Source organism: Alitiscatomonas aceti, from assembly GCF_025567195.1.
Classification (GTDB): Bacteria; Bacillota; Clostridia; order Lachnospirales; family Lachnospiraceae; genus Alitiscatomonas; species Alitiscatomonas aceti.
Window position 1 is genome coordinate 48,389 of record NZ_JAOQJF010000001.1, and the last position, 21,280, is coordinate 69,668.

The 21,280-nt window shown below is 53.1% G+C and carries 20 protein-coding genes and 1 pseudogene; 2 read left to right on the top strand and 19 right to left on the bottom strand.

Annotated features, from left to right (window positions below):
* Positions 1 to 25 precede the first annotated feature (25 nt).
* The 18 genes and pseudogenes from mutS to OCV69_RS00350 form a co-directional block, all read right to left on the bottom strand.
* Complete coding sequence (mutS, locus tag OCV69_RS00265; RefSeq protein ID WP_158357000.1) at positions 26 to 2,662, bottom strand: DNA mismatch repair protein MutS; 2,637 nt, start codon at positions 2,660 to 2,662, stop codon at positions 26 to 28.
* Between the two features lie 29 nt (positions 2,663 to 2,691).
* On the bottom strand, positions 2,692 to 4,137 hold the full coding sequence (miaB, locus tag OCV69_RS00270) for a tRNA (N6-isopentenyl adenosine(37)-C2)-methylthiotransferase MiaB (RefSeq protein ID WP_158356899.1): 1,446 nt from the start codon (positions 4,135 to 4,137) through the stop codon (positions 2,692 to 2,694).
* 68 nt (positions 4,138 to 4,205) lie between these two features.
* Positions 4,206 to 4,730 carry a hypothetical protein gene (locus OCV69_RS00275; protein WP_158356900.1) on the bottom strand — a complete coding sequence of 175 codons (525 nt, stop codon included), beginning with the start codon at positions 4,728 to 4,730 and terminating at the stop codon, positions 4,206 to 4,208.
* Between the two features lie 192 nt (positions 4,731 to 4,922).
* Positions 4,923 to 6,167, bottom strand: coding sequence for a glutamate-5-semialdehyde dehydrogenase (locus tag OCV69_RS00280; RefSeq protein ID WP_158357001.1), 1,245 nt, complete (start codon positions 6,165 to 6,167; stop codon positions 4,923 to 4,925).
* A gap of 29 nt (positions 6,168 to 6,196) precedes the next feature.
* Positions 6,197 to 6,802, bottom strand: coding sequence for a 5-formyltetrahydrofolate cyclo-ligase (locus OCV69_RS00285; protein WP_262562899.1), 606 nt, complete (start codon positions 6,800 to 6,802; stop codon positions 6,197 to 6,199).
* Positions 6,780 to 7,007, bottom strand: coding sequence for a DUF896 domain-containing protein (locus OCV69_RS00290; RefSeq protein WP_022273986.1), 228 nt, complete (start codon positions 7,005 to 7,007; stop codon positions 6,780 to 6,782). The genes OCV69_RS00285 and OCV69_RS00290 overlap by 23 nt, the downstream gene beginning before the upstream one ends.
* Positions 7,008 to 7,091: 84 nt before the next feature.
* A complete protein-coding gene (gene proB, locus OCV69_RS00295) occupies positions 7,092 to 7,943 on the bottom strand; it encodes a glutamate 5-kinase (RefSeq protein WP_022273985.1) in 852 nt (283 codons plus the stop codon).
* Between the two features lie 56 nt (positions 7,944 to 7,999).
* Entirely contained in the window at positions 8,000 to 9,604 is a 1,605-nt protein-coding gene (locus OCV69_RS00300; RefSeq protein WP_158356901.1) for an NAD(P)/FAD-dependent oxidoreductase, read from the bottom strand.
* A 6-nt stretch (positions 9,605 to 9,610) separates the two neighbouring features.
* Positions 9,611 to 10,858 (bottom strand): BaiN/RdsA family NAD(P)/FAD-dependent oxidoreductase, encoded by a 1,248-nt coding sequence (locus tag OCV69_RS00305; RefSeq protein WP_158356902.1) that lies wholly within the window; start codon positions 10,856 to 10,858, stop codon positions 9,611 to 9,613.
* Positions 10,859 to 10,932: 74 nt separating this feature from the next.
* Positions 10,933 to 11,340, bottom strand: coding sequence for a hypothetical protein (locus OCV69_RS00310; RefSeq protein WP_158356903.1), 408 nt, complete (start codon positions 11,338 to 11,340; stop codon positions 10,933 to 10,935).
* A gap of 83 nt (positions 11,341 to 11,423) precedes the next feature.
* Positions 11,424 to 13,133, bottom strand: coding sequence for a putative polysaccharide biosynthesis protein (locus OCV69_RS00315; protein WP_330599896.1), 1,710 nt, complete (start codon positions 13,131 to 13,133; stop codon positions 11,424 to 11,426).
* Complete coding sequence (locus OCV69_RS00320) at positions 13,123 to 14,250, bottom strand: DUF3048 domain-containing protein (protein WP_158356904.1); 1,128 nt, start codon at positions 14,248 to 14,250, stop codon at positions 13,123 to 13,125. Before OCV69_RS00320 ends, OCV69_RS00315 begins: the two co-directional genes overlap by 11 nt.
* Complete coding sequence (gene ybeY / locus OCV69_RS00325) at positions 14,247 to 14,744, bottom strand: rRNA maturation RNase YbeY (protein ID WP_022273979.1); 498 nt, start codon at positions 14,742 to 14,744, stop codon at positions 14,247 to 14,249. The genes OCV69_RS00320 and ybeY overlap by 4 nt, the downstream gene beginning before the upstream one ends.
* Positions 14,722 to 15,747 carry a PhoH family protein gene (locus OCV69_RS00330; RefSeq protein WP_022273978.1) on the bottom strand — a complete coding sequence of 342 codons (1,026 nt, stop codon included), beginning with the start codon at positions 15,745 to 15,747 and terminating at the stop codon, positions 14,722 to 14,724. Before OCV69_RS00330 ends, ybeY begins: the two co-directional genes overlap by 23 nt.
* Positions 15,734 to 16,969 (bottom strand): sporulation protein YqfD, encoded by a 1,236-nt coding sequence (locus tag OCV69_RS00335; RefSeq protein ID WP_158356905.1) that lies wholly within the window; start codon positions 16,967 to 16,969, stop codon positions 15,734 to 15,736. The genes OCV69_RS00330 and OCV69_RS00335 overlap by 14 nt, the downstream gene beginning before the upstream one ends.
* Before the next feature lie 6 nt (positions 16,970 to 16,975).
* Entirely contained in the window at positions 16,976 to 17,254 is a 279-nt protein-coding gene (locus tag OCV69_RS00340) for a YabP/YqfC family sporulation protein (RefSeq protein WP_252207865.1), read from the bottom strand.
* 109 nt (positions 17,255 to 17,363) lie between these two features.
* The gene (rpsU, locus tag OCV69_RS00345) at positions 17,364 to 17,540 is read right to left on the bottom strand and encodes a 30S ribosomal protein S21 (RefSeq protein ID WP_003504099.1); all 177 of its coding nucleotides are present in this window, start codon (positions 17,538 to 17,540) and stop codon (positions 17,364 to 17,366) included.
* 155 nt (positions 17,541 to 17,695) lie between these two features.
* Positions 17,696 to 17,959, bottom strand: a pseudogene (locus OCV69_RS00350) (DHHA1 domain-containing protein); the annotation flags it as partial.
* Between the two features lie 181 nt (positions 17,960 to 18,140).
* On the opposite strand from OCV69_RS00350, the gene OCV69_RS00355 reads away from it, so the two are divergent.
* Positions 18,141 to 19,898, top strand: coding sequence for an IS1634 family transposase (locus tag OCV69_RS00355; RefSeq protein WP_158356906.1), 1,758 nt, complete (start codon positions 18,141 to 18,143; stop codon positions 19,896 to 19,898).
* 46 nt (positions 19,899 to 19,944) lie between these two features.
* On the opposite strand, the gene OCV69_RS00360 is transcribed toward OCV69_RS00355, so the two are convergent.
* Positions 19,945 to 20,463 (bottom strand): dihydrofolate reductase, encoded by a 519-nt coding sequence (locus OCV69_RS00360; protein WP_158358348.1) that lies wholly within the window; start codon positions 20,461 to 20,463, stop codon positions 19,945 to 19,947.
* Positions 20,464 to 20,650: 187 nt separating this feature from the next.
* On the opposite strand from OCV69_RS00360, the gene OCV69_RS00365 reads away from it, so the two are divergent.
* Positions 20,651 to 21,277: a hypothetical protein gene (locus OCV69_RS00365; protein ID WP_158358349.1), complete on the top strand. Its 627-nt coding sequence runs from the start codon at positions 20,651 to 20,653 to the stop codon at positions 21,275 to 21,277.
* Positions 21,278 to 21,280: the final 3 nt, after the last annotated feature.

Here is a 21,280-nt window from a genome sequence, read left to right on the forward strand (position 1 = left end):
ATCCCTCCCTTTCCCGGTACGGCCCCTACTGCCAGCGGTTTTTCAGCCTGGTCTGGAGCCGGTATAAGGTATTTAACGCGTCAATGGGGGTCATGGTGGAAAGCTCCAGATCCCCCAGCTCCTTTATGATATCGTCGTCCTTTACTGTATCAAAAATGGACATCTGATTTAAGTCCACCTCATCGGGCTTTGCCACGGCCTTATGCTGGACGGAGGACGCCGACATCTGGGCGATCTCCCTGGCGTGGGCCGTGATATCGGCGCTGGAAAGCTCCTCCACCAGTTCCTTGGCCCGCTGGATCACCGAATCCGGCACCCCGGCCAGCTTGGCCACCTGGATGCCGTAGCTCTTATCGGCCCCGCCCTTTACAATCTTCCGCAGGAATACAATATCGTCGCCCTGCTCCTTGACGGCGATACAGTAGTTGTTCACGCCGTTTATGGTGCCCTCCAGCTCGGTCAGCTCGTGATAGTGGGTGGCGAACAGCGTCTTGGCTCCCAGGAGCCTGGGATTGCTGATGTGCTCGATCACCGCCCATGCGATGGAAAGTCCGTCAAAGGTACTGGTCCCCCGGCCGATCTCGTCCAGGACCAGGAGGCTGTTCTTTGTGGCGTTCCTTAAGATATTGGCCACCTCCGTCATCTCCACCATAAAGGTGCTCTGGCCCGAAGCCAGGTCGTCGGAGGCTCCCACACGGGTGAAGATCCGGTCGCAGATCCCAATATTGGCCTCATCTGCCGGCACAAAGCTTCCGATCTGGGCCATGAGGACGATCAGGGCCGTCTGGCGCATATAGGTGGATTTTCCGGCCATATTGGGGCCTGTGATCACTGAGATCCGGTTCTTTCCGTTGTCCAGATACGTGTCGTTGGCCACGAACAGATCGTCCCGCATCATCTTCTCCACCACTGGGTGGCGGCCGTTCCGGATATGGATGACGCCCCGTTCATTGATCTTCGGCTTCACATAGTTGTTCCGCATGGCCACCGCAGACAGGGCGGTGAACACGTCGGCTCCGGCAATGGCCTTGGCAGTGCCCTGGATCCGGACCACCTCTCCGGCGATCTGGTCCCGGACGCCGCAGAACAGCTCATATTCCAGGGTGTAAAGCCGGTCCTCGGCCCCCATGATCACGTCCTCCAGCTCCTTTAACCGGTCGGTGGTGTACCGCTCGGCGTTGGTCAGGGTCTGCTTCCGGATGAAATAATCCGGCACCAGCTCCTTAAAGGAATTGGTCACCTCAAAATAATAGCCGAACACCTTGTTGAACTTGATCTTCAGATTCCTGATCCCTGTTTTTTCCCGTTCCTGGGACTCCAATTCTGCCAGCCATGCCTTCCCCTCGGTCTTGGCCTTCCGGTACTGGTCTGCCTCTTCGCTGTACCCGTCCTTAATGATCCCGCCTTCCCGCACCGTAATGGGCGGCTCCTCCACAATGGCCCGGTCCACCAGGTCATAAAGATCCTCCAGGGGATCCAGCTCCTCATGGATCTCCTTTAAAAGGTCACAGGAAAACTCATTTAACAGGCGCTTGATGTGCGGCAGCATGGACAGGGAGGTCTTAAACGCCAGAAGATCCCTGGGGTTGGCAGTCTTATAGCTGATACGGCCCAGGAGCCGCTCCAGATCGTAGACGGAATTTAAGTATTCCCGGATCTCCTCCCTGGAGATAAAGTTCATGTTCAGCTCCTCCACCGCAGCCTGGCGCTTCTCGATCTCTGCCTTCCGGACCAGCGGCTGCTCGATAAAGGACCTGAGCATCCTGGCTCCCATGGCCGTTCTGGTCCGGTCCAGGACCCAGAGAAGGGATCCCCGTTTCTGCTTTTCCCGCAGCGTCTCCACCAGTTCCAGATTCCTCCGGGTGGAGGTATCGATCATCATAAACTGGCCGGAGGTATAAGGCGTGAGCTTCGTAAGCTGGGACAGATCGTTTTTCTGTGTCTCATAAAGATACTGGAGCACACAGCCGGACGCGATCATACCGTTTTCATAATCTCCCAGGCCCAGCCCCTCCAGGCTTAAGACCTTAAAATGCTCCTTTAGTACCTTCCGGCAGACGTCGTCAGAAAAGAACCGGCTGTCCAGGGACGAGACTGCCATCTGATACCTGTCCCTTAGCTCCTCCACGTTGAGGCCGGACATATAAAGGGCCTCGTTGCAGATCAGCTCTGACGGCGAAAACTTATTGATCTCGTCCAGGAGCGCCCGCTCGGAGCCTGTCTCCGTAACAAAAAAATCGCCGGTCGTAATATCGACCGTCGCTATCCCATAGTTATTTCCCGTATAAACAACGGCCATCAGGTAGTTGTTCTTTGTTTCATCCAGTGCCTGGTCGCTTAAGATGGTGCCAGGAGTCACCACCCGGATGACCTCCCGCTTCACAAGCCCCTTCGCCTGCTTCGGATCCTCCATCTGCTCGGCAATGGCCACCTTGTAGCCCTTCTGTACCAGGCGGTTTAAGTACGTCTCCACGGCATGGTGGGGGACGCCGCACATGGGCGCCCGCTCCTCCAGGCCGCAGTCTTTTCCTGTCAGTGTCAGTTCCAGCTCCCGGGACACGGTCCTGGCGTCCTCAAAGAACATTTCGTAAAAATCCCCGAGACGGTAAAACAGGATGCAGTCGGGATATTCCTTTTTCGTCTCCAGGTAATGGGTCATCATTGGTGATAATTGTGCCACTTTCTTACCTCTTATCTCTTTGTTCCCATGAAGTAAAAGCCCCTGGCCTCATCCAGAGACACGTCCACGATCTGTCCGATCAGGGAAGCGTCTCCCTGGAAGTGGACCACCGTGTTGTTGGAAAGACGGCCGGTAACATAGCCCGGTTCATGGGTATCCATTTCCTCCACAAGCACCTTCCGGATCGTTCCCTCATCCCGCTTCACCACCTGGGCGGCAATGTCCTGGACCTCCTTTAAAAGCCGGTCAAACCGGTCCTTCACCACGTCCTCCGGGACCTGGTCCTCCATGGCCGCTGCCGGTGTCCCGGTCCGTTTGGAGTAAATGAACGTAAAGGCACTGTCGTAGCGCACCCGTCTCACCACATCCAGGGTCTCCTGGAAATCCTCCTCAGTCTCTCCCGGGAAGCCCACGATGATATCTGTGGTCAGGGAGATATCCGGCACGGCAGCCCTAAGCTTATCCACCAGCTCCAGGTACTGCTCCTTGGTATATTTCCGGTTCATCTGCTTTAAGATCCGGCTGCTGCCCGACTGGACGGGAAGATGAAGATGTTTACAGATCTTTCTGGAATTTTTCATCACTTCAATCAGTTCATCCGAAAGATCCTTGGGATGGGAAGTCATGAACCGGATCCGCTCCAGTCCGTCGATCTGCTCCACCCGCCGCAGAAGCTCCGCAAAGGTGATGGGCTCCTCCAATGTCTTTCCATAGGAATTGACGTTCTGCCCTAAAAGCATCACCTCCACCACGCCGTCTGCCACCAGGCCTTCGATCTCGTGGATGATGTCCTCCGGATTCCGGCTGCGCTCCCGGCCCCGCACATAGGGAACGATACAGTAGCTGCAGAAATTGTTGCAGCCGAACATGATGTTCACTCCGGATTTGAAGGGATACTTCCGCTCCACCGGCAGGTCCTCCACGATAGCGTCGGTGCCCTCCCAGATGTCCACCACCATCTTTTTTTCTGTCAGGCGGCGAAAGATCAGCTCCGCCAGCCTGAAAATATTGTGGGTCCCGAAAATAATATCCACATGGCGGTAGCTCTTCCTTATCTTCTCCACCACCTGGGGCTCCTGCATCATGCAGCCGCAGAGGGCAATGAGCATATCCGGATTTTTTCTTTTCAGACCGCCCAGATAGCCCAGACGGCCGTAAACCTTCAGATTGGCATTTTCTCTTACGGTACACGTATTATAAAGCACAAAATCAGAATTTTCATCCGCTCCCTGGACAAAGCCGGCTTCCTCCAGGATGCCTAAGAGCTTTTCCGAATCCCTGGCGTTCATCTGGCAGCCGAAGGTCTGTATGAAGGCTGTGGGGCGGCGTCCCTTTTTCTGTTCAAATTCCCGGACCCAGCCCTGGCATTTTGCCATAAAATAATACTGGCGGGCAGGCTCCTCTGCGGGAGGCTCTCCGGCTATATCAATTTTATTTAGGTGAATTTCGTTATACATTTCTCTTGACTTTTTTCCCTTTCTAGCATACAATACATAAAAAGAAGCGGGTTTTTTACCGTACAGCTTTATGGCTCAAGCGGGGTGCTCGTTTCTTTTTTTATGTTTATAATATCATATAAATACAATTTTCTATTTTCAGAATGTCTTATGACCAGCTCTGCATGAAATACATTATACCGCAAAACATCATTATTTTCATCAAAAATCGGAATTGCAAATCTGGAATCATATCGATACCAGCCGTATTTCGCATTTTTATTATGTTTCCTTTCCAGATTTTCCTGAAAGCGTCTATTCTCCGCAATTTCTATCATCTCTGGAATTCCCTGCGCGGCATTTGCTTTCGCCTTTGCCAATGCTCCTTTTAATTTTGCAGTATAATTTGAACCGGAATATTCATCAGGCAAATCACTGCCAATATAGATAATTTCTTTACTTCCTGCAATCTCTATGAATTCACCAACATATTGTTTTAAATACTGCTCAACTTCATCCCAATCTATATTTCGTTTTCCTTTAAATCGAATGTCATTCACAATAACGATCTGATTCCCTTTTACATCTTTGATAACACTTATGTTTCTTTCCATAATCCTCCCTTGTATCCTGTCTTACAATAGCATTTCAGAATCCTGTTTCCTCACATGTTCTGACAGCTGAAGGTCTGCATAAGGGCCGTAGGGCGGCATCCGGCTTTCTGCTCCATATAAAAACAAAAGCCGGACGTTCCCATATTATATATCAATGTACATGCAAAAGCAAACAGAAAAATCCCGTCCCGGCTATTTCCGGATCTGTCCGTTTCCGTAAATGATATATTTGGTGGAGGTCAGGGCCAGAAGTCCCATGGGTCCTCTGGCATGAAGCTTCTGGGTGCTGATGCCGATCTCTGCCCCAAAGCCGAACTCAAAGCCGTCGGTGAACCTGGTGGAGGCGTTCACATAGACCGCCGCCGCATCCACCTGGTCCAGGAACCTCTGGGCGTTTTCATAGCTCTCTGTCACTATGGTCTCCGAGTGGCCGGTGTTGTAGCGGTTGATATGGCGGATGGCCTCATCCACAGAATCCACGATCTTACAGGAAAGGATATAATCCAGGTATTCCTTTCCCCAGTCCTCCTCCGAAGCCGCCGCAAATTCCGGGACCACGGCCCGGGAGGCCTCGTCTCCCCGGATCTCCACCTGTTTTTCCTCCAGCTTCTCCTTTAAACGCGGGAGGAAGCGTTCTGCCGCGTCCCTGTGGACCAGCAGGGATTCACAGGCGTTGCAGACGCCGATGCGCTGGGTCTTAGCATTGAACACAATATCCAGGGCCATATCCAGGTCTGCGGACTCATCCACATATACATGGCAGTTTCCCGTTCCTGTCTCGATCACAGGCACTGTGCTGTTTTCCACCACGCTCCGGATCAGCCCCGCTCCTCCTCTGGGGATCAGCACATCCAGGTATCCGTTGAGGCGCATGAATCCTGTGGCCGTCTCCCGGCTGGTATCGGTGATGAGCTGGACAGAGTCCTCGGGGATCCCGCATTTTTTCAGTCCGTCCCGGATACAGGAGACCATGGCACGGTTGGAATTTATGGCGTCGCTGCCTCCCCTTAAGATCACGGCGTTCCCTGTCTTAAAACACAGGGCAAAGGCGTCGGCCGTCACATTGGGCCTGGCCTCGTAAATGATCCCCACAACGCCCAGAGGCACCCTCTTCTGGCCGATGAGAAGGCCGTTGGGCCGTTTTTTCATAGAAAGGACCTGGCCGATGGGATCCTCCAGATCTATGACCTGGGCCATGCCCGTGACGATCCCTTCGATGCGCTCCGGGGTGAGCAGCAGCCGGTCCAAAAGCCCCTGGGCCATGCCCTTTTCCCTGGCAAGACGAAGGTCCTCTTCATTGGCCCTTAAGATCTCCTCCCGGCGTCCTGAAAGCTCTGAGGCCGCCGCCCGGAGGCCTTCGTTCTTTCTCTGGGAGTCCATGGTCCCAAGTATGTATGAAGCGTCCTTTGCTCTCTGTCCGATCTCTTTTAAATCCATCATTTTTTCCTCGCTTTCCCTGCTGTCCGTTATTTCCCTCTGTGACGTCCGGAAAAAAAGATCTGCTCCGGCGTTATGACCATATCCACCGGCCGGTCGTGCTCTTCGCCCGGAAGCGTTTCCACCATCTGGAAGCCATAGGCCAGGGCCAAGGTCTCATGGTCCGGCTCCCGTTCCAGGAAGCAGTCATAATAGCCGCCTCCCTTTCCCAGCCGCCTTCCGTCCGGCGTAAAGGCCATGCCCGGCACCAGCACAGGCGCTGTTCTCCAGTCTGCCTTCGGACAATGCCCGCCAGGCTCCAGAATATGGAAGGCACCTTCTTCCAGATCGTCCATGGACCGGATCTCAAAAAAAACCATCCACGGGCCTTTTTCCTGGCTGTTCTTCCCATCCATGACGACTCTGGGCAGGGCTACCCGCTTTCCCTCTCTTAAAAGTTTCTCCAGAAGCTTCCGGGTCCCTGTTTCCCAGGAAAGGGCCATATAGCCAAGGATCCGGTCCGCCCCGGAGATCTCCGGCCGGGAAAGGACACGGCGGCAGACCTCCCTGTCCCAGGCCGTCTTTTCCTCCGCAGATACAGCCTTTAAAAGGCCGCGCATCTGTTTTCTCAGATCAGCTTTCTGTGTGTCCCACATTTCCATACTTCTTTCCAAGATCTGTGATGGTCCCGTCCTTTTCCTTGATGGAGATATTATTTAAGCTTCCCCTTAAATTCCTCCGGACTGCCTCGATGTATTCCTTTCTGAGGGCTGCCTGCTCGTTCTTTTCTTCCTCTGTCAGTCCCACAGACTGGGATTTATGGTAAAGGGCATTGATTCTGTCGATCTTTTCTGCATCCATTCTGTTTTTCTCCTTCTATGATTGAATCCGTCCTGGGGCGGTCCTTCCTGTGATCCGGTCCCGCCTGCGGGCTCTGTTCTGGTGTTATGGGTGTACGCTCTCGATATAATCAAGGAGCGTGAAATCCGGACTCCTGTGGGCCGTGAACAGGGTCCCCACTTCCCTTCCCTCCAGGATATCCCAGATCACTCCCACATCATCTCCGTTGGCAATGACCATGTCTGTGCCGCTGCCGGCGGCGATCTTTGCCGCGTAGAGCTTTGCCGCCATGCCGCCGGTGCCCACATCACTTCCGGACGTGGATTTTCCCATGGACATGAGCGCGTCGGAAAGCTCGTCCACCTGGCTGATGAATTCCGCATCCGGATTCATCTTCGGATCATCGGAATAAAGGCCGTCGATATCTGAAAGAAGGACCAGAAGATCTGCGCCGATGAGGGCAGAAACAATGGCAGAAAGCCGGTCATTATCGCCAAATTTGATCTCATAAGTGGAAACCGTGTCGTTTTCATTGACCACCGGCACAGTTCCCAGCTTTAAAAGCTGGTCGAAGGTATTCCTGGCGTTTTCCCTGGAGGTATTGTCCACGATGGTATTCTTTGTCATAAGGACCTGGGCCGCCGTCTGGTTATACTCAGAAAAGATCTTCTGGTATACCATCATGAGCCTGGCCTGGCCCACAGCCGCATAGGCCTGCTTTTCCGCCACCGTCTGCGGCTTCTGGCAGCCCAGGGCCTGACGGCCCGCTGCAATGGCTCCCGAGGACACCAGGACCACCTCTTTTCCCATGCCCCTCAAGTCGCTGATGACCCGGATCAGCCGCTCGATCTTAACAAGGTTCACGTCCCCGGTCTCTGGATGGGTCAGGGAGGAGGAGCCGATCTTTATGACGATCCTCTTTTTATTTTTCAGTTCTTCTCTTGCTGTCTTTTTCATGTTTCATCTCTCCAATCCCAGGATTTTCTGTAACCAGCCTCATATCCTTTTCCTGCTTATGCCGGGCAGTACCGGCGGATGATCTCTTCTGCCACCTTAAGGCCGTCCATGGCTGCCGACGTGATCCCTCCGGCGTACCCGGCCCCTTCTCCGCATGGGTAAAGCCCCTTGACGCTGCTCTCCAGGTTCTCGTCCCTTATGATCTTTAAGGGCGAGGAGGTGCGGCTTTCGATCCCCGCAAGAAGCGCATCGGACCGGTCAAAGCCCCGGATCTTTTTTCCGAACTGCTCCATTCCCTCTATAAATGCTGTATTGAGCGCCTCCGGCATCAGTTCCCGGAGATTGGAAAGGGCATAGCCGCCGCAGAACTGGGGCGCCACGTCTCCCAGGGCCTCCGATCTCCGGTCCTCCTTAAAGTCTCCATAAAGCTGCACCGGGATCCTTCCATTCCCCAGTAAAAACGCCTTTTCCTCCAGCCTCCGCTGGAACTCCACTCCGCCCAGGGCGCCGGGAACCGGGAAGTCCCCAGGAGTCACAGAAACGATGATGGCGCTGTTGGCGTTCTCTCCGTCCCGCCGGAAGTTGCTCATACCGTTGACGGCCAGTCTTCCCTTTTCCGATGAGGCATTGACCACATAGCCGCCGGGACACATACAGAAGGAATAGACCCCGCGGCCGCTTTTTGTGCTGGCCGTCACCTTATAGGGAGCGGCTCCCAGCTCTCCCGCATCCTCCCTGCCGTATTGGGAGAGATTGATCATTTTCTGGGGATGCTGGACCCTTAGGCCCACGGCAAAGGCCTTGGGCTCCATAAGGACCTTCTGCTCCCACAGGGAGGAAAATAGCGCCCTGGCGCTGTGGCCCACAGCCAGCACCACCGTCCGGCTTTGGATCCTTTCCCCTCCGGCCAGAAGGACGCCTCCGGTCCTTCCGTCTTCCATCAGGACCTGCTCCACCCGGCAGCCAAACCGCACCTCTCCTCCGGCGTCCTGGATCCGTTTCCGGATATTTTTCACCACCTCCCGGAGAACATCAGTCCCGATATGGGGGCGGCTGTCATACAGGATGGAACCGTCCGCCCCGGCCTCCACGAAGGTCTCCAGGACCTTTCCGTTCCTTCCGAACACATCCTTTACCAGCGTGTTCAGCTTTCCGTCAGAAAAGGTCCCGGCGCCGCCTTCCCCGAACTGGACGTTTGAGTGGAGGTCCAGGCTGTCATCCCCGTTCCTCCAGAACGCCTCCACCTTCTCTGCCCGCACCTCCACCGGATCTCCCTGCTCTAAAAGAAGAGGAGCAAAGCCATTCTCCGCCAGGGCCAGGGCCGCAAAAAGCCCTGCCGGACCGGCTCCGATGATCACCGGACGGTCCTTTAAGACTTCCTTTCCATGGGCCGGATACCGGTACCGGGCTTCTGTTTCTATCTGGATGTTGCGGCTGTCCGCCTTTTTCACAGCCGTCTCTTCCTTTTTCTTTTCCGCAAGCTTTACATCCACGATGTAGCTGTACAGGATCCTGTCCTTTTTCCGGGCGTCGATGGAGCGGCGCACCACATCCACCCTCCGGATGGAGGTCTCCGGCACCTTTAAAAGCCTGGCCGCCTTTTTCTTAATGGCCCCCGGGCCATGGCCCACCTCCAGGGCCAGCTGATTGATTCGGATCATATGTAATTACTCCTTACCTGTGGCGCTGGCTCCGGCCGCATAGCCGCTGGACCAGGCCCACTGCAGATTATAGCCGCCGCAGATCCCGTCCACATCCAGGATCTCACCGGCAAAATAAAGTCCCGGCACCAGCCTGGATTCCATTGTGCAGGGATCCACATCCTTTACACGGACTCCGCCCATGCATACCTGGGCCTTATCGAAGGAATTGGCTGCCGTCACCTCCACCACTGTGCGCTTTATAAGCTCCGCCGCCGCCAGGAGCTTTTTATCTGAAAGCCTTCCAGTCATTTCCTCTCCCCTGATCCCGGCAGCCTTTAAAAACAGGGCCGCCAGCTTTTTATGAAAGATGCCGTTTAAAAAGCCCTCTGCCTTCCGGTCTGACAGATACATTCTCTGCTCCTTTAAAAGTAAGAAAAGCTCTTCATCCTTCAGGGATGGGAAAAAGTCCAGGACTGCAAGCACCCGCTTCTTCCGGTCCAGGGCCTCGGAGGCATACCGGCTCACCTGGAACACCGGGATCCCGGAGATCCCGTAATCCGTAAGCTGCAGCTCCCCCCGGTCGGAGGCCAGAAGATCTCCCAGCTCCCCATGCTTCCCGGCCGTATAAAGGCTTACCTCTGCCTCCGTGCGGACGCCGGCAATGGATCTGAAAAAATCCCCCCGGCATTTCAGCTGTACCAGAGCCGGAAGGGGCTTTACGATCTTGTGGCCCAGGGAAGCTGCCAGATCATAGCCGCTGCCGTCGGAGCCTGTGGACGGAGCCGCCTTGGAGCCTGCCGCCAGGATCAGGAAATCTCCCCGGAAAGCACCGCAGGAGGTCCGGACGCAGAAGCCTGTCCCGTCCCTCTCCACTGTTTCCGGTCTGCATTCCGTCACGATCCGGATCTCCAGGCTCTCTGCCTTTTCCCTCAAAGCGTCCAGCACCGTCTGGGCCTGGCCGGAGGCCGGGTAGACATACCCATTCCGGTCTGTGACCACCACGCCCAGACGGCGGAAAAAGGAGACCGTGTCTGCCGCAGAAAACCGTCCGATGGCCGTCATGGGGAAATCCGCGGTCCCGCAGCGGTAGCAGTCCGGTCTCATATCCAGGTTGGTCAGATTGCACTTTCCGTTTCCTGTGGAAAGGATCTTCTTTCCCACCCGGGGCATATGCTCCAGGATCGTCACCCCTGCACCGTTTTCTGCCGCCGTAATGGCCGCCATAAGTCCGGCGGCTCCGCCGCCGATGATGATCCCTTCTGGTCGTCCCATAGCTTCCTCCTTGCATGCCATTGCTGTAAAAATGTTATTCCTAGTATATCCACCCGGCGTTTAAATTGCAAGTCTTAACTGGTGTAAGATTCCAGATAGCTGAAAATTTCCGCCATGGTGGGAAACCAGATCCCCTCCATGAGCCTTTCCTGTTCCACCGGCGGAAAATCCGCAAGGGGCATATGGGTGAAAAGATTCACCGTTGCCAGGCTGTCGTCATAAACAATGAGATACCCCTCCTCCGCCACCAGGCAGAAGCTGTCCTTTACAGGCTCCGGCTCCACTGCCTCCTGGTTCAGCACCAGGTGGGCCATCTCCTCCTCTCCGCTGCCTTCCGCCAGGGCCGGCTGTTCCACGGATTCGGTCATCTGCACCTCTGCCGCCTGCTGTCTGGGCGGATCAATGGTAAGGACAAACAGGGACACCAGGCAGCCTGCCGTCAGCACCAAAAAGAAAAGAAAGCAGGATACATATTTTTTCATTGGAAATCACTCCTTCTGAAAACAGTATCTGCTTTCTTTCCCTGTTTTAAACAGCTTTTACGGATTTTCTGCCAAAGTTTGGCCTACATGAGCCGCAGCTTCCGGAACATCTGCAAAAGCCTGGTCCCGCCGGGCATCTGGTGCAGCTCGTCCTCGTCCAGGCAGCCAAGCTTCACCAGAAGGACTCCGTAGACCGCCACGGCAGCAGCCACGGCCCCCAGGGTGCAGACTGCGTTGCTCTGGATCCCCAGGTGTATGAGCTTATAGACGCCCACTGCTGCCGCACCCATGACCGCCGAAGCCGCAGCCGGCAGGAGGATGGTCTTTTTCACCTCCTGGCGGTAGCCCAGGATCTTCCGTATGGATCTGTGGTTTAAAAAGCACATGATCACTGCAAACAGGATATTGGCAAATACCATGGAGAAGATCCCCATATGGAACACCAGGACCATGACCTCCATGGCCGCCAGATGCAGGACCAGGGCAGTCAGGGCATGGACGATGGGCAGCCGCATCCGGTCGATGCCCTGTAAAATGGCATTGGTCACCGTGGACACAGAATAAAAGACCACAGCAATGGACCCGTACAGGGTCATCTGGACTGCCAGGTCATTATCGCCCGAGAATAAAAGGTTATTCACCGGCCCCGCCAGGACCGTAAGGCCCACGGCGGACGGAATGGCGATCAGGAGGGAAAACCGGATCGCAGCGGCCACCTTCTTTTTCACCATGCGCCGGTCCCCGGTGGCCACAGCCCGGGACACCGACGGGATCAGCGACGAGGACAGGGCATTGGAGACAGCCATGGGAACGTTGATCAGAAGATGGTATTTTCCCGTGTACACGCCCCACTGGGAGATAAACTCCTCCTCCATGCCCAGGCTCTTGAAATTATAGGCCAGGAGACCGTTGTCCAGGACGCTGTTGACATTATAAATGGCAGAGCTCACCACCACCGGGACCACTGTAAAAAATAAGATCTTAGTAATGGTCCCATAACTCTCCAGGGAGCCGGACCGGTCCCTGCGTACCTTCTTCCGGATGGTCCTCTGGTAAGCGGCAAACAGAAGCAGCAGGAACACCAGGGCCGTAAAAGCGCCTGCGCCTGTTCCGATAGTGCCTCCGGCAGCGCCCCAGGAATTGGAATAGCCGGAGCCGGACTCCCCCCTTAAGATCTCTACCTTTATGGCCTGGTTAAACAGCCAGCTTCCGGCGGCCACGCTGACAATGGCGTTTACGATCTGCTCAAAGACCTGGGACAGGGCCGTGGGAACCATGGTCCCCTGGCCCTGGTAATAGCCTCTGAACACGCCCAGATACGCCATGATCCAGACAGTGGGAGCCAGGGTCTTTAACGCAAAGGCCGCATAGGGCATAAAAAAAACTTCTCTTGCAAAGAAGTCGGCTCCGAACCAGATAACGGCCGCTGCCAGGGCTCCCACCACCGTGGCGTAGACCAGGGCTGCCCGCAGGATCCGGACAGAATTCCGGTACTGCTTCCTGGCCAGCCGGACGGATACCATCTTGGATACGGCCAGAGGAAGGCTGTAAGAGGACAGGAGCAGGGCAATGTTATACACGTTAAACGCAGTCCCGTAATAGCCCATTCCCTCGTCGCCAATGATGTTTATCATGGGGATCCGGTAGGCGATGCCGATGATCCTCACCACAATGGAGGCGATGGCCAGGATGCTGCCCTGGACCACAAAATTGGATTCTCCCCCCGTTTTCTCCGGCCGGGAGCCGGCCTTTTTCCGGCTGGCTCCCCGCTCTCTCATTTCTTTACTTTCCATAAATCTCAGCCTTATCATACCGGTCTGCACCAATGATGCAGATCCAGGTCTTTCCCTTGTTTAATGTGATCTCATTGCCGTCCAGGTCATAATACCGGGTCACACCAAATTCCCCGTCCTTTTTCCAGGTGATCTTCTGGTATTTCCCGTTGGTGAAATAGTATCCCTCACGGCCCTTATGTACATTGATATTCAGATAGGGAGTAGAGGCATAGTGGCCCCATTCCACATACTGGAAGATAATGTTTTTAACGGCAATGAGTCCCTCGTTTCCTTTATGATGGCTCCCATACTGGAACCGGTGGTACAGGCCGTCCGACTCCTGGTACTCAAACCAGGGCTTGTTCATGGGATAGCCGGGAACCACCTTGAATGCGTCGTCACTGTCCGGAACGATCTGCTCCTTTCCCCTGGCAAACTGGAAATGGCCCTCATAGGAATCCCCGTAGCCAGTGCGGTAGCCCAGCTTTTCAATGGCCTTATTGACCCGCTCTCCGCTGGTATAGGCGTTATGAGGCGCTTTCCGGTCCTTGGTACGGTAATAGGCCGTACCGCCGATGCCGTCCAGGCCATTGATATTGTCCACATTGTTCAGATATTTCTTTGCAAAGGTGCTCTGGCCGTAGTGGGCAAAAATAGCGTCGTACTCTCTGGCAAAATAGGTATAGCAGGTGCGGGCGCTCCGGACCGACCCGATCCGCTCCAGGCCGTCATAGTCCTCGATCAGGGCCATATAGCGGTTCATTTCCCCCTCCACCGGCACCTCATAGACCACTCCGGCCCGGTTGATGCCGTACTGGGGCAGGGACTCCTTATCGTTGCTCATCATCACCGCCAGAGGACGGCGGTTTCCGATGGCCACATCCACCATTTCCCCGGTGAGATAGCTCCGGATCTTTCCATCCACCTCAACGCGCTCCACCGGCTCCTCTGGTTCTGTCTCCGGCGGCTCCGTTTCCGGCTCAGTCTCCAGGACCACCACCCGGGTAGGTTCAGCCTCTGTCTCTGCCGCCGTGGTCACCGCTGCCTCCTCATATTTCTTTCCGCACCCGGAAAGAGTGGCCGCAAGAACGGCTGCCGCCAGCACCATGATCCCCTTTCTGCCATGCCTTCTCATCTCCTGTAACCCCTCCGTTCCAGAATCTCCCTCTGTTTTTCTTCCATATCCAGCCGTTCCTCATCCTCCATATGGTCATAGCCGCTTAAATGGAGCATGCTGTGGGCCACTAAAAAGGCCAGCTCCCTGGTCTCCGAATGGCCGAATTTTTCCGCCTGTTCCTTTACCTTTTCCACAGAGATCACGATATCCCCCAGCATCAGCTCTCCCGTATCCGGATTGAAATACTCCTCCGGTGTCTCCTCCAGCCCGTCAAAATCTCCTGGTGTCTCAAAGTCGCACATAGGAAAAGAAAGTACGTCTGTGGGACGGTCGATGCCCCGCATGTCCAGGTTGATCTGATGGATCCCCTCATTGTCCGTCAGGACCACGTTTACCTCCGCGTCGTAAGGGCACTCCACGTAGTCCAGGGCTTCCTCCACCACATTGCGGATGATCTCCTCATAAGGAACTTCCAGCCTCTCTTCGGCCTCATACTCGATGGTTACTGTCATTTCTTCCGTCCCTTCCGGCCTGGCGGTCCGGCTTTTTTGCGCCTTTGCCGCGGGCCTCATATTCATCATATGCTTTTACGATCTTCTGTACCAGCGGATGGCGCACCACGTCGTCGCTGGTGAAGTAGCAGATCCCGATATCGTCGATGTTCTTTAAGATCTTAAGAGCCGTATCCAGGCCTGAGACCGTTCCATAGGGAAGGTCCTTCTGGGACTGGTCGCCGGTGATGATGACCTTGGAGCCGAAGCCGATACGGGTCAGGAACATCTTCATCTGGGCCTGGGTGGTATTCTGGGCCTCGTCCAGGATGATGAACGCATTGTCCAGGGTGCGTCCCCTCATATAAGCCAGGGGAGCCACCTCGATCAGTCCCTTTTCCGCGTTGTGCAGATAGGACTCGGCGCCCATGATCTGATACAGGGCGTCGTACAGGGGCCGCAGATACGGATCGATCTTGCTCTGCAAGTCTCCCGGCAGGAAGCCCAGCTTCTCTCCGGCCTCGATGGCGGGCCTGGTAAGGATGATCCGGTTCACCTCTCCGTTCTTAAATGCCTGGATGGCCATGGACATGCCCAGATACGTTTTTCCCGTTCCCGCCGGGCCCACGCCGAACACGATCATCTTTTTCCGGATCAGGTCGATATACTGCTTCTGTCCCAGGGTCTTGGGCTTTACAGGCTTCCCGTTGATGGTGCGGCAGATGATATCCTTATCGATCTCCAAAAGGGCTTCATCCTTCCCCTCAAAGGAAAGGGCCAGGGCATAATCCACATTCTGCTCTCCCACCTCTTCTCCCCGTTTTGAAAGCTCGATGAGGGTGGAAAACACGCTTTTGGCCTTCTTCACCGCGTGGTCCGGGCCAATAATCTTGATCTCCCCGTCCCTGGCGATCATGGACACATGGAGCGTCCTTTCAATCTTTTTTAAGTAGCAGTCGAACTGTCCGCAGACCTTCCGCTCATGTTCCGCGGGAACGTCTATGATTGTCTCAATTAAACTCATTTACTGTCTGATTCTCCTCATGTTTTTCCGGTATGGGGACGGGCCCCGCAATGTCCTCGATCACGGTTACTGTCCCCTGGATCTTCCAGCCGGATTCACCTTTTTCTATTTTACCATCATTTGCAAGGATTTGTATACCTTTTTCCTGTAATTTTTCCATATATTCCTCCATATACCGGTCTTTTTCGGCAGAAACCTCCTCTTTTGTATAAGCCCGCTCATAGGGAACGTATTCCAGAGCCGTCACGAGCCCTCCGTATACCGGCAGACAGAAGTCCTCAAAAAGCCTAAGCTGCCTCTCCTCCATAAAAAATTCCCAGGAAGCATCCCCGTAGGCCGGCATCAGGAAATAAAAGGTCCTGCCAAAGATACTGAAAAATGCCCCGCGCCTGACCCTCCCCGTCCGGCTCTTTACCTCATAGGTAAGGGGAAGCTTCTTTTCCGTCTCATATACAGTCCTTGCATAGACCTCCGCGTCTGCCCGGATCTCATGGGAGCTGACCAGGTTCTCTGAATCATCGTAAATGGGGATCGTCCCGGCCACCAGAAGATCCCCGGCGGCCACCGGATCCCCGGCCCTCACCTTGAGAAGGCCGTTCCGGACCACGCACCGCTCGATAACGCCGTCCTTTTCAGCCGTCAGATCGCAGGGCGTCCGGTCTGGCTCCACAGGCGACAGCATGGCCTCGTTCTCCTTGATCCGCACTGTGAGCCTGGTCCCTTTGATCTCTGCCGATACCCAGGTGATCTCTGCAAACTGGTTTCTCAGGCTCTCCTCAAGTTCTTCACAGGAGACTGCGGATTTTCTCATGCCGCAGGCCACTGGCAGCGTCTCCATATAGTGCAGGAGCGTCTGGTCCGTGAACCTTAAGTTTCCCTCAAAGGAAATGTCCCATATAAAAAAGGACAGGCCGTACAGCAAAAGGAAGAAGCAGATGAATCCGGCAGCCAGTGGCTTCCGCTTTCTGTTCCGGAAAAGAAAAAAGGGAAGTCCGTACTTTTTCCTTAAAAAAAGGCGAACGCCGGCCTTTCTTGCCGCCGGCTTCATTTTTTTATAATCCTCGCCTGTGGTCCAGAACAGGACGTGTCCGTCCCGGTCTGTCCCGATCCCTGTTACAAAAAGCTCCCGGCGGGCCGCAATGTTAAAAAAACGCTCCCGGCCAAGACCTGTGATCTCCGCCTGCACCCCGCCCTTAAAAAAAAGACGCCTCTTTTCCCTCAAAGTCCGTCACCTCTCATCAAAGCCGATGGCATCTATATTCCCTGTGATCTCCATCTCATCCTTATCATAATAGCGGATCCGAAGGTTCCTTCCGTCGATGGAAAGCCTGTATTTTCCAGCCTGGATCTTTAAATATGTATCTGAGTATACCAGGATGCTCCTGTAATTCTCGATCCGGACCATGGACCGCCCCACAAAGGTCAGGATCGTCTCTCCCCGGCTGGCGTCCAGCGGAAGCCCCAGGGACTCTGCCAGCCCGTTCATTCCGTCTCGTTTCCTTTTCAAATCCTGTCCCCGCCTTTGGTGGATTCATGCTACTATATGCAGTTCCGGACAAAAAAAGAAGATATCCCTGTTACGGAATATCTTCTTCATTACGCGTTTCATTCAATGATTAGTTGTATTTACGCTTTCTTGCCGCTTCAGACTTTTTCTTACGTCTTACGCTGGGCTTTTCATAATGCTCTCTTTTACGGATCTCCTGCTGAATACCAGCCTTTGCGCAGTTTCTTTTGAATCTGCGTAAAGCGCTGTCCAGGCTCTCGTTATCTTTAACGATTACGTTTGACATAGCTCACACCTAACCTCCCTCCAGTTGTGTAATTGTGCATAATACAACTGTTTGGGTATTTTTTAGCACTGGTATGATTATATCATAAATTACACATTCGTCAATAGATTTTTTTGGAATTATGAAAAATTTGTAAAAAACTGGCTGATGCCGGGTTATCTTACCTGGGATTCCACCGTTTCGGCCACCTTTGCCAGGGCCTCGTCCACGCCTGCGGGGTTCTTACCGCCGGCCTGGGCCATATTGGGACGGCCGCCGCCGCCTCCGCCCACCAGACCAGCAATGGCCTTGATGAGGTTTCCGGCATGGGCTCCCGCCTTCTGGGCTCCGTCTGTGGCTGTGGCCATCAGGTTCACCTTGCCGTCCAGGACGGAAGCGATGACGATGACGCCCTCGCCCAGCTTTTCCCGTTTTCCGTCGTAGTACTAGGAAAGTTCCGTCGTTTTCTTCTCGTCATTTTTTTATCTCTTTTCCTGCATCTCGATTTTTCCTTTATTTACAGCAAATTTTCAATGCCCTTTTGGGGCTTTTTTTATTGAAAAAATTTTTTTGATATGTTATAATAATAGTACTCTATAGCACTTTGTTCGGAGGTCGGTTATGGCATACTATTTAAGAAAAGAGAACAAGAAAAAAGGTACCTATTTGCAGATGTATGAATCCCACTGGGATAAAGAAAAGAAACAGCCGCGTTCAAAAAGTGTCATGGCTTTTGGCTATGTGCACGAGCTCGTCTCTGATGAGATCCCCGATCCTGTCGCTTACTACACAGACTTTGTTGCAGAAAAAAACAAAGAACGTGCCGCCGCATTCACAGAGGAAACCCGCCCGCGTGCCTTTGTTGCCCCTGTGGAATATAACCTGGGACAGTTTCTTCTTTATACGCTTTTAGAAGAACTCAACATCAGGGAAGTAATAGACATCCTGGCTGCTCAAATGCGCTTTCAGTTCCGCATATATGATATGATTGCACAGCTTATTTTTTCCAGGATCATCTATCCATGCTCAAAATCCAAAACGGTTTCTTCCGTTTTCCCTCATCTTTACAACAGCTCTCCAATCTCGGAAGATCAGGTTTACGATGGATTATCCTTTATTGGTGGATCTTATAAAAAATATATTGAACTTTTTAACCATTGCTATGAGCAGCATTATCAGAGAGATTTCAGCAATGTTTTTTTCGACTGTACGAATTACTATTTTGAAATTGACCTTCCCTATGAAGATAAACAGAAAGGGCCTTCCAAAGAAAACCGACATGACCCTGTTATCGGACAGGCACTTCTCCTGGATGCAGATCTGGTGCCGGTTGCTATGCAGATGTACCCTGGTAATGAATCTGAAAAGCCGTATATCCGAAAAGTCATCGAAGAAATGAAAAGCCGCTATAAAGTTTCCGGGAAAACAGTGCAGGTCGCTGATAAAGGCCTCAACTGTGCCAGAAATATTTATGCTGCCGTGAAAGAAGCCAATGATGGATATATTTTTTCCAAATCCATACACGGCAGAAATTTAAGTGAAAAAGAAAAGAAATGGCTCTTATTGGAAAATGAGCAAAATATATGGAAAGACTACAGGGATAAAGACGGGAATCTCTTATACCGCCTCAAGTCCTGCACAGACAGCTTTTCCTATCAATTCAAGGAAATTGATTCTGAAACGGGCAGGGATGTGGTAAAAACTTTTTCAGTAAAAGAAAAAAGGATCGTATCTTATAATCCGGCACTGGCTAAAAAACAAAAGGCGGAGATCCAGAAAATGGCGGACAAAGCTGCCAGCTATGCTGCTTACAAAGCAATGACAAGAGAGGATCTGGGAGATTCTGCAAAATATGTAAAGATTACCAACAAAGATGAGAACGGGAAAAAGATAACTCCTGTGATAGGAATTGATAAAGAGAAGGTTAATGAGGATCTGAAGTATGCAGGATACAACCTTATGGTCACCTCAGAGCTGGATATGGAACCGCTCCAAATCTATCAGACCTACCACAGCTTATGGAAGATCGAAGAATCCTTCCGGATCACAAAGTCTTATCTGGATGCACGCCCGGTTTACGTGCACAAAAAAGAAACAATCTATGGGCATTTTTTAATCTGCTACCTTAGCTTGTTTCTTTTAAGAGTGCTTGAGATTAAAGTTTTTAAAAATCAGATTAATTCTTATGATCTGATTGATTTCATACGGGACTTCCGGGTTGTCAATAAAGGAGATGGCTCTTATATTAATATTTCCCGAAACCAGACAGTAAACGAAAAAGTCAAAAAAGCTACCGGCCTAACGAATCTTGATGCTTTGTTTCTCACTGAAAAAGAAATCAACAATCTTTTTCAGAACTGTATCCTCCTGGACTCCTGAGTACTATGTTTTGAGAGAAACGACGGAAGTCAGGTTATATCAACTGTTATTCTTTTTTTTCGTATGTTTTTTCTTCCATCTTCCGGTCATACCGGCAGAATTCATAGCAGAGGCTGAAATACGTCTGCTCATCGCTTTCCGCCGTCACCTGCCAGTCCGGATCCTGGTCCAGGTCCGGAAAATGGGTATCGGCCTCATAGGCATAATCTATCCTGGTCACATGGGCCGTCCGGCAATAGGGAAGGAACTGGCGGTAGATCTCCTCGCCGCCGATGATATAGATATCGTCGTCTGGAAACTGTTTTAAAAAGGAAAGGGCCTCGTCCATCCCGTGGACCGCTGTCACTCCCTTTTTTTTATAATCCCTGTTCCTTGTGAGGACCACATTGGTACGTCCCGGAAGGGCCTGGCCTCCCGGCAGGCTCTCCATGGTCTTCCTTCCCATGACGATGACCTTTCCCAGAGTCTCCTGGCGGAACAGCTTCTGGTCCTCCGGGATCGTCACCAGAAGACGGCCTCTGTTTCCAATGGCCCAGTTTTTATCTGCTGCTACGATCAGATTCATTTTATCGCCTCCATTTATGATGTTTCATTCTATCACGTTTTCCGCCTCCCGTCCACACCTGCGTCCGGGCCACGATTTTATACTTGATGGTTTTTTCGTTTCCATATATAATGATGCCAGGGATCAGAGACTGCGAAACATACAGGACTTCCGGCTCCGGCCCCGCCAAGAGAGGAGAATCGACCATATGATAAAATTTGAGCGCACAAGCGTCATGAACCTGGAAAACGCCATCCGCGGCGCCAGAAACCCCATGAACAGCTGGGGACGGATGGACAGCGCCTACGATGAAGATGGAAATTATATCCTGGGACCCAACGATCTGGATCTGGCAAAGCGGCTCCGCAGAGCCGGCAGCGACCACAGGAAATACGTCCGCCAGATCTTTGTCTCCGTGGACATCACCGCCCCCCTGTACTGGTGGAAGGAATACGACACCTACAAGGTAGCCACCGTGGCCAATTCCACCAGCACCATGCACAAGATCCACTCTAAACCCTTTTCCATCGACGATTTCAGCCACGACCACATGACGCCGGAGACCCTGGCCTTCATGGAGACCGTCGTTGGAAAGCTGGAGGCCATCCGGCTGAAATATATGGAGGAAGGAAAAAATAAGGAGGACTGGTACGACATGATCCAGCTCCTTCCCTCCAGCTACAACCAGATGCGTACCTGCACCATGAATTACGAGACCCTGATCAACATCTATTACGCCAGAAAAGCCCACAAGCTGGAGGAGTGGCACTCCTTCTGCCGCTGGATCGAATCCCTTCCCTATGCAAAGGAGCTGATCGTCGCGGCGGAGGAATAGCCC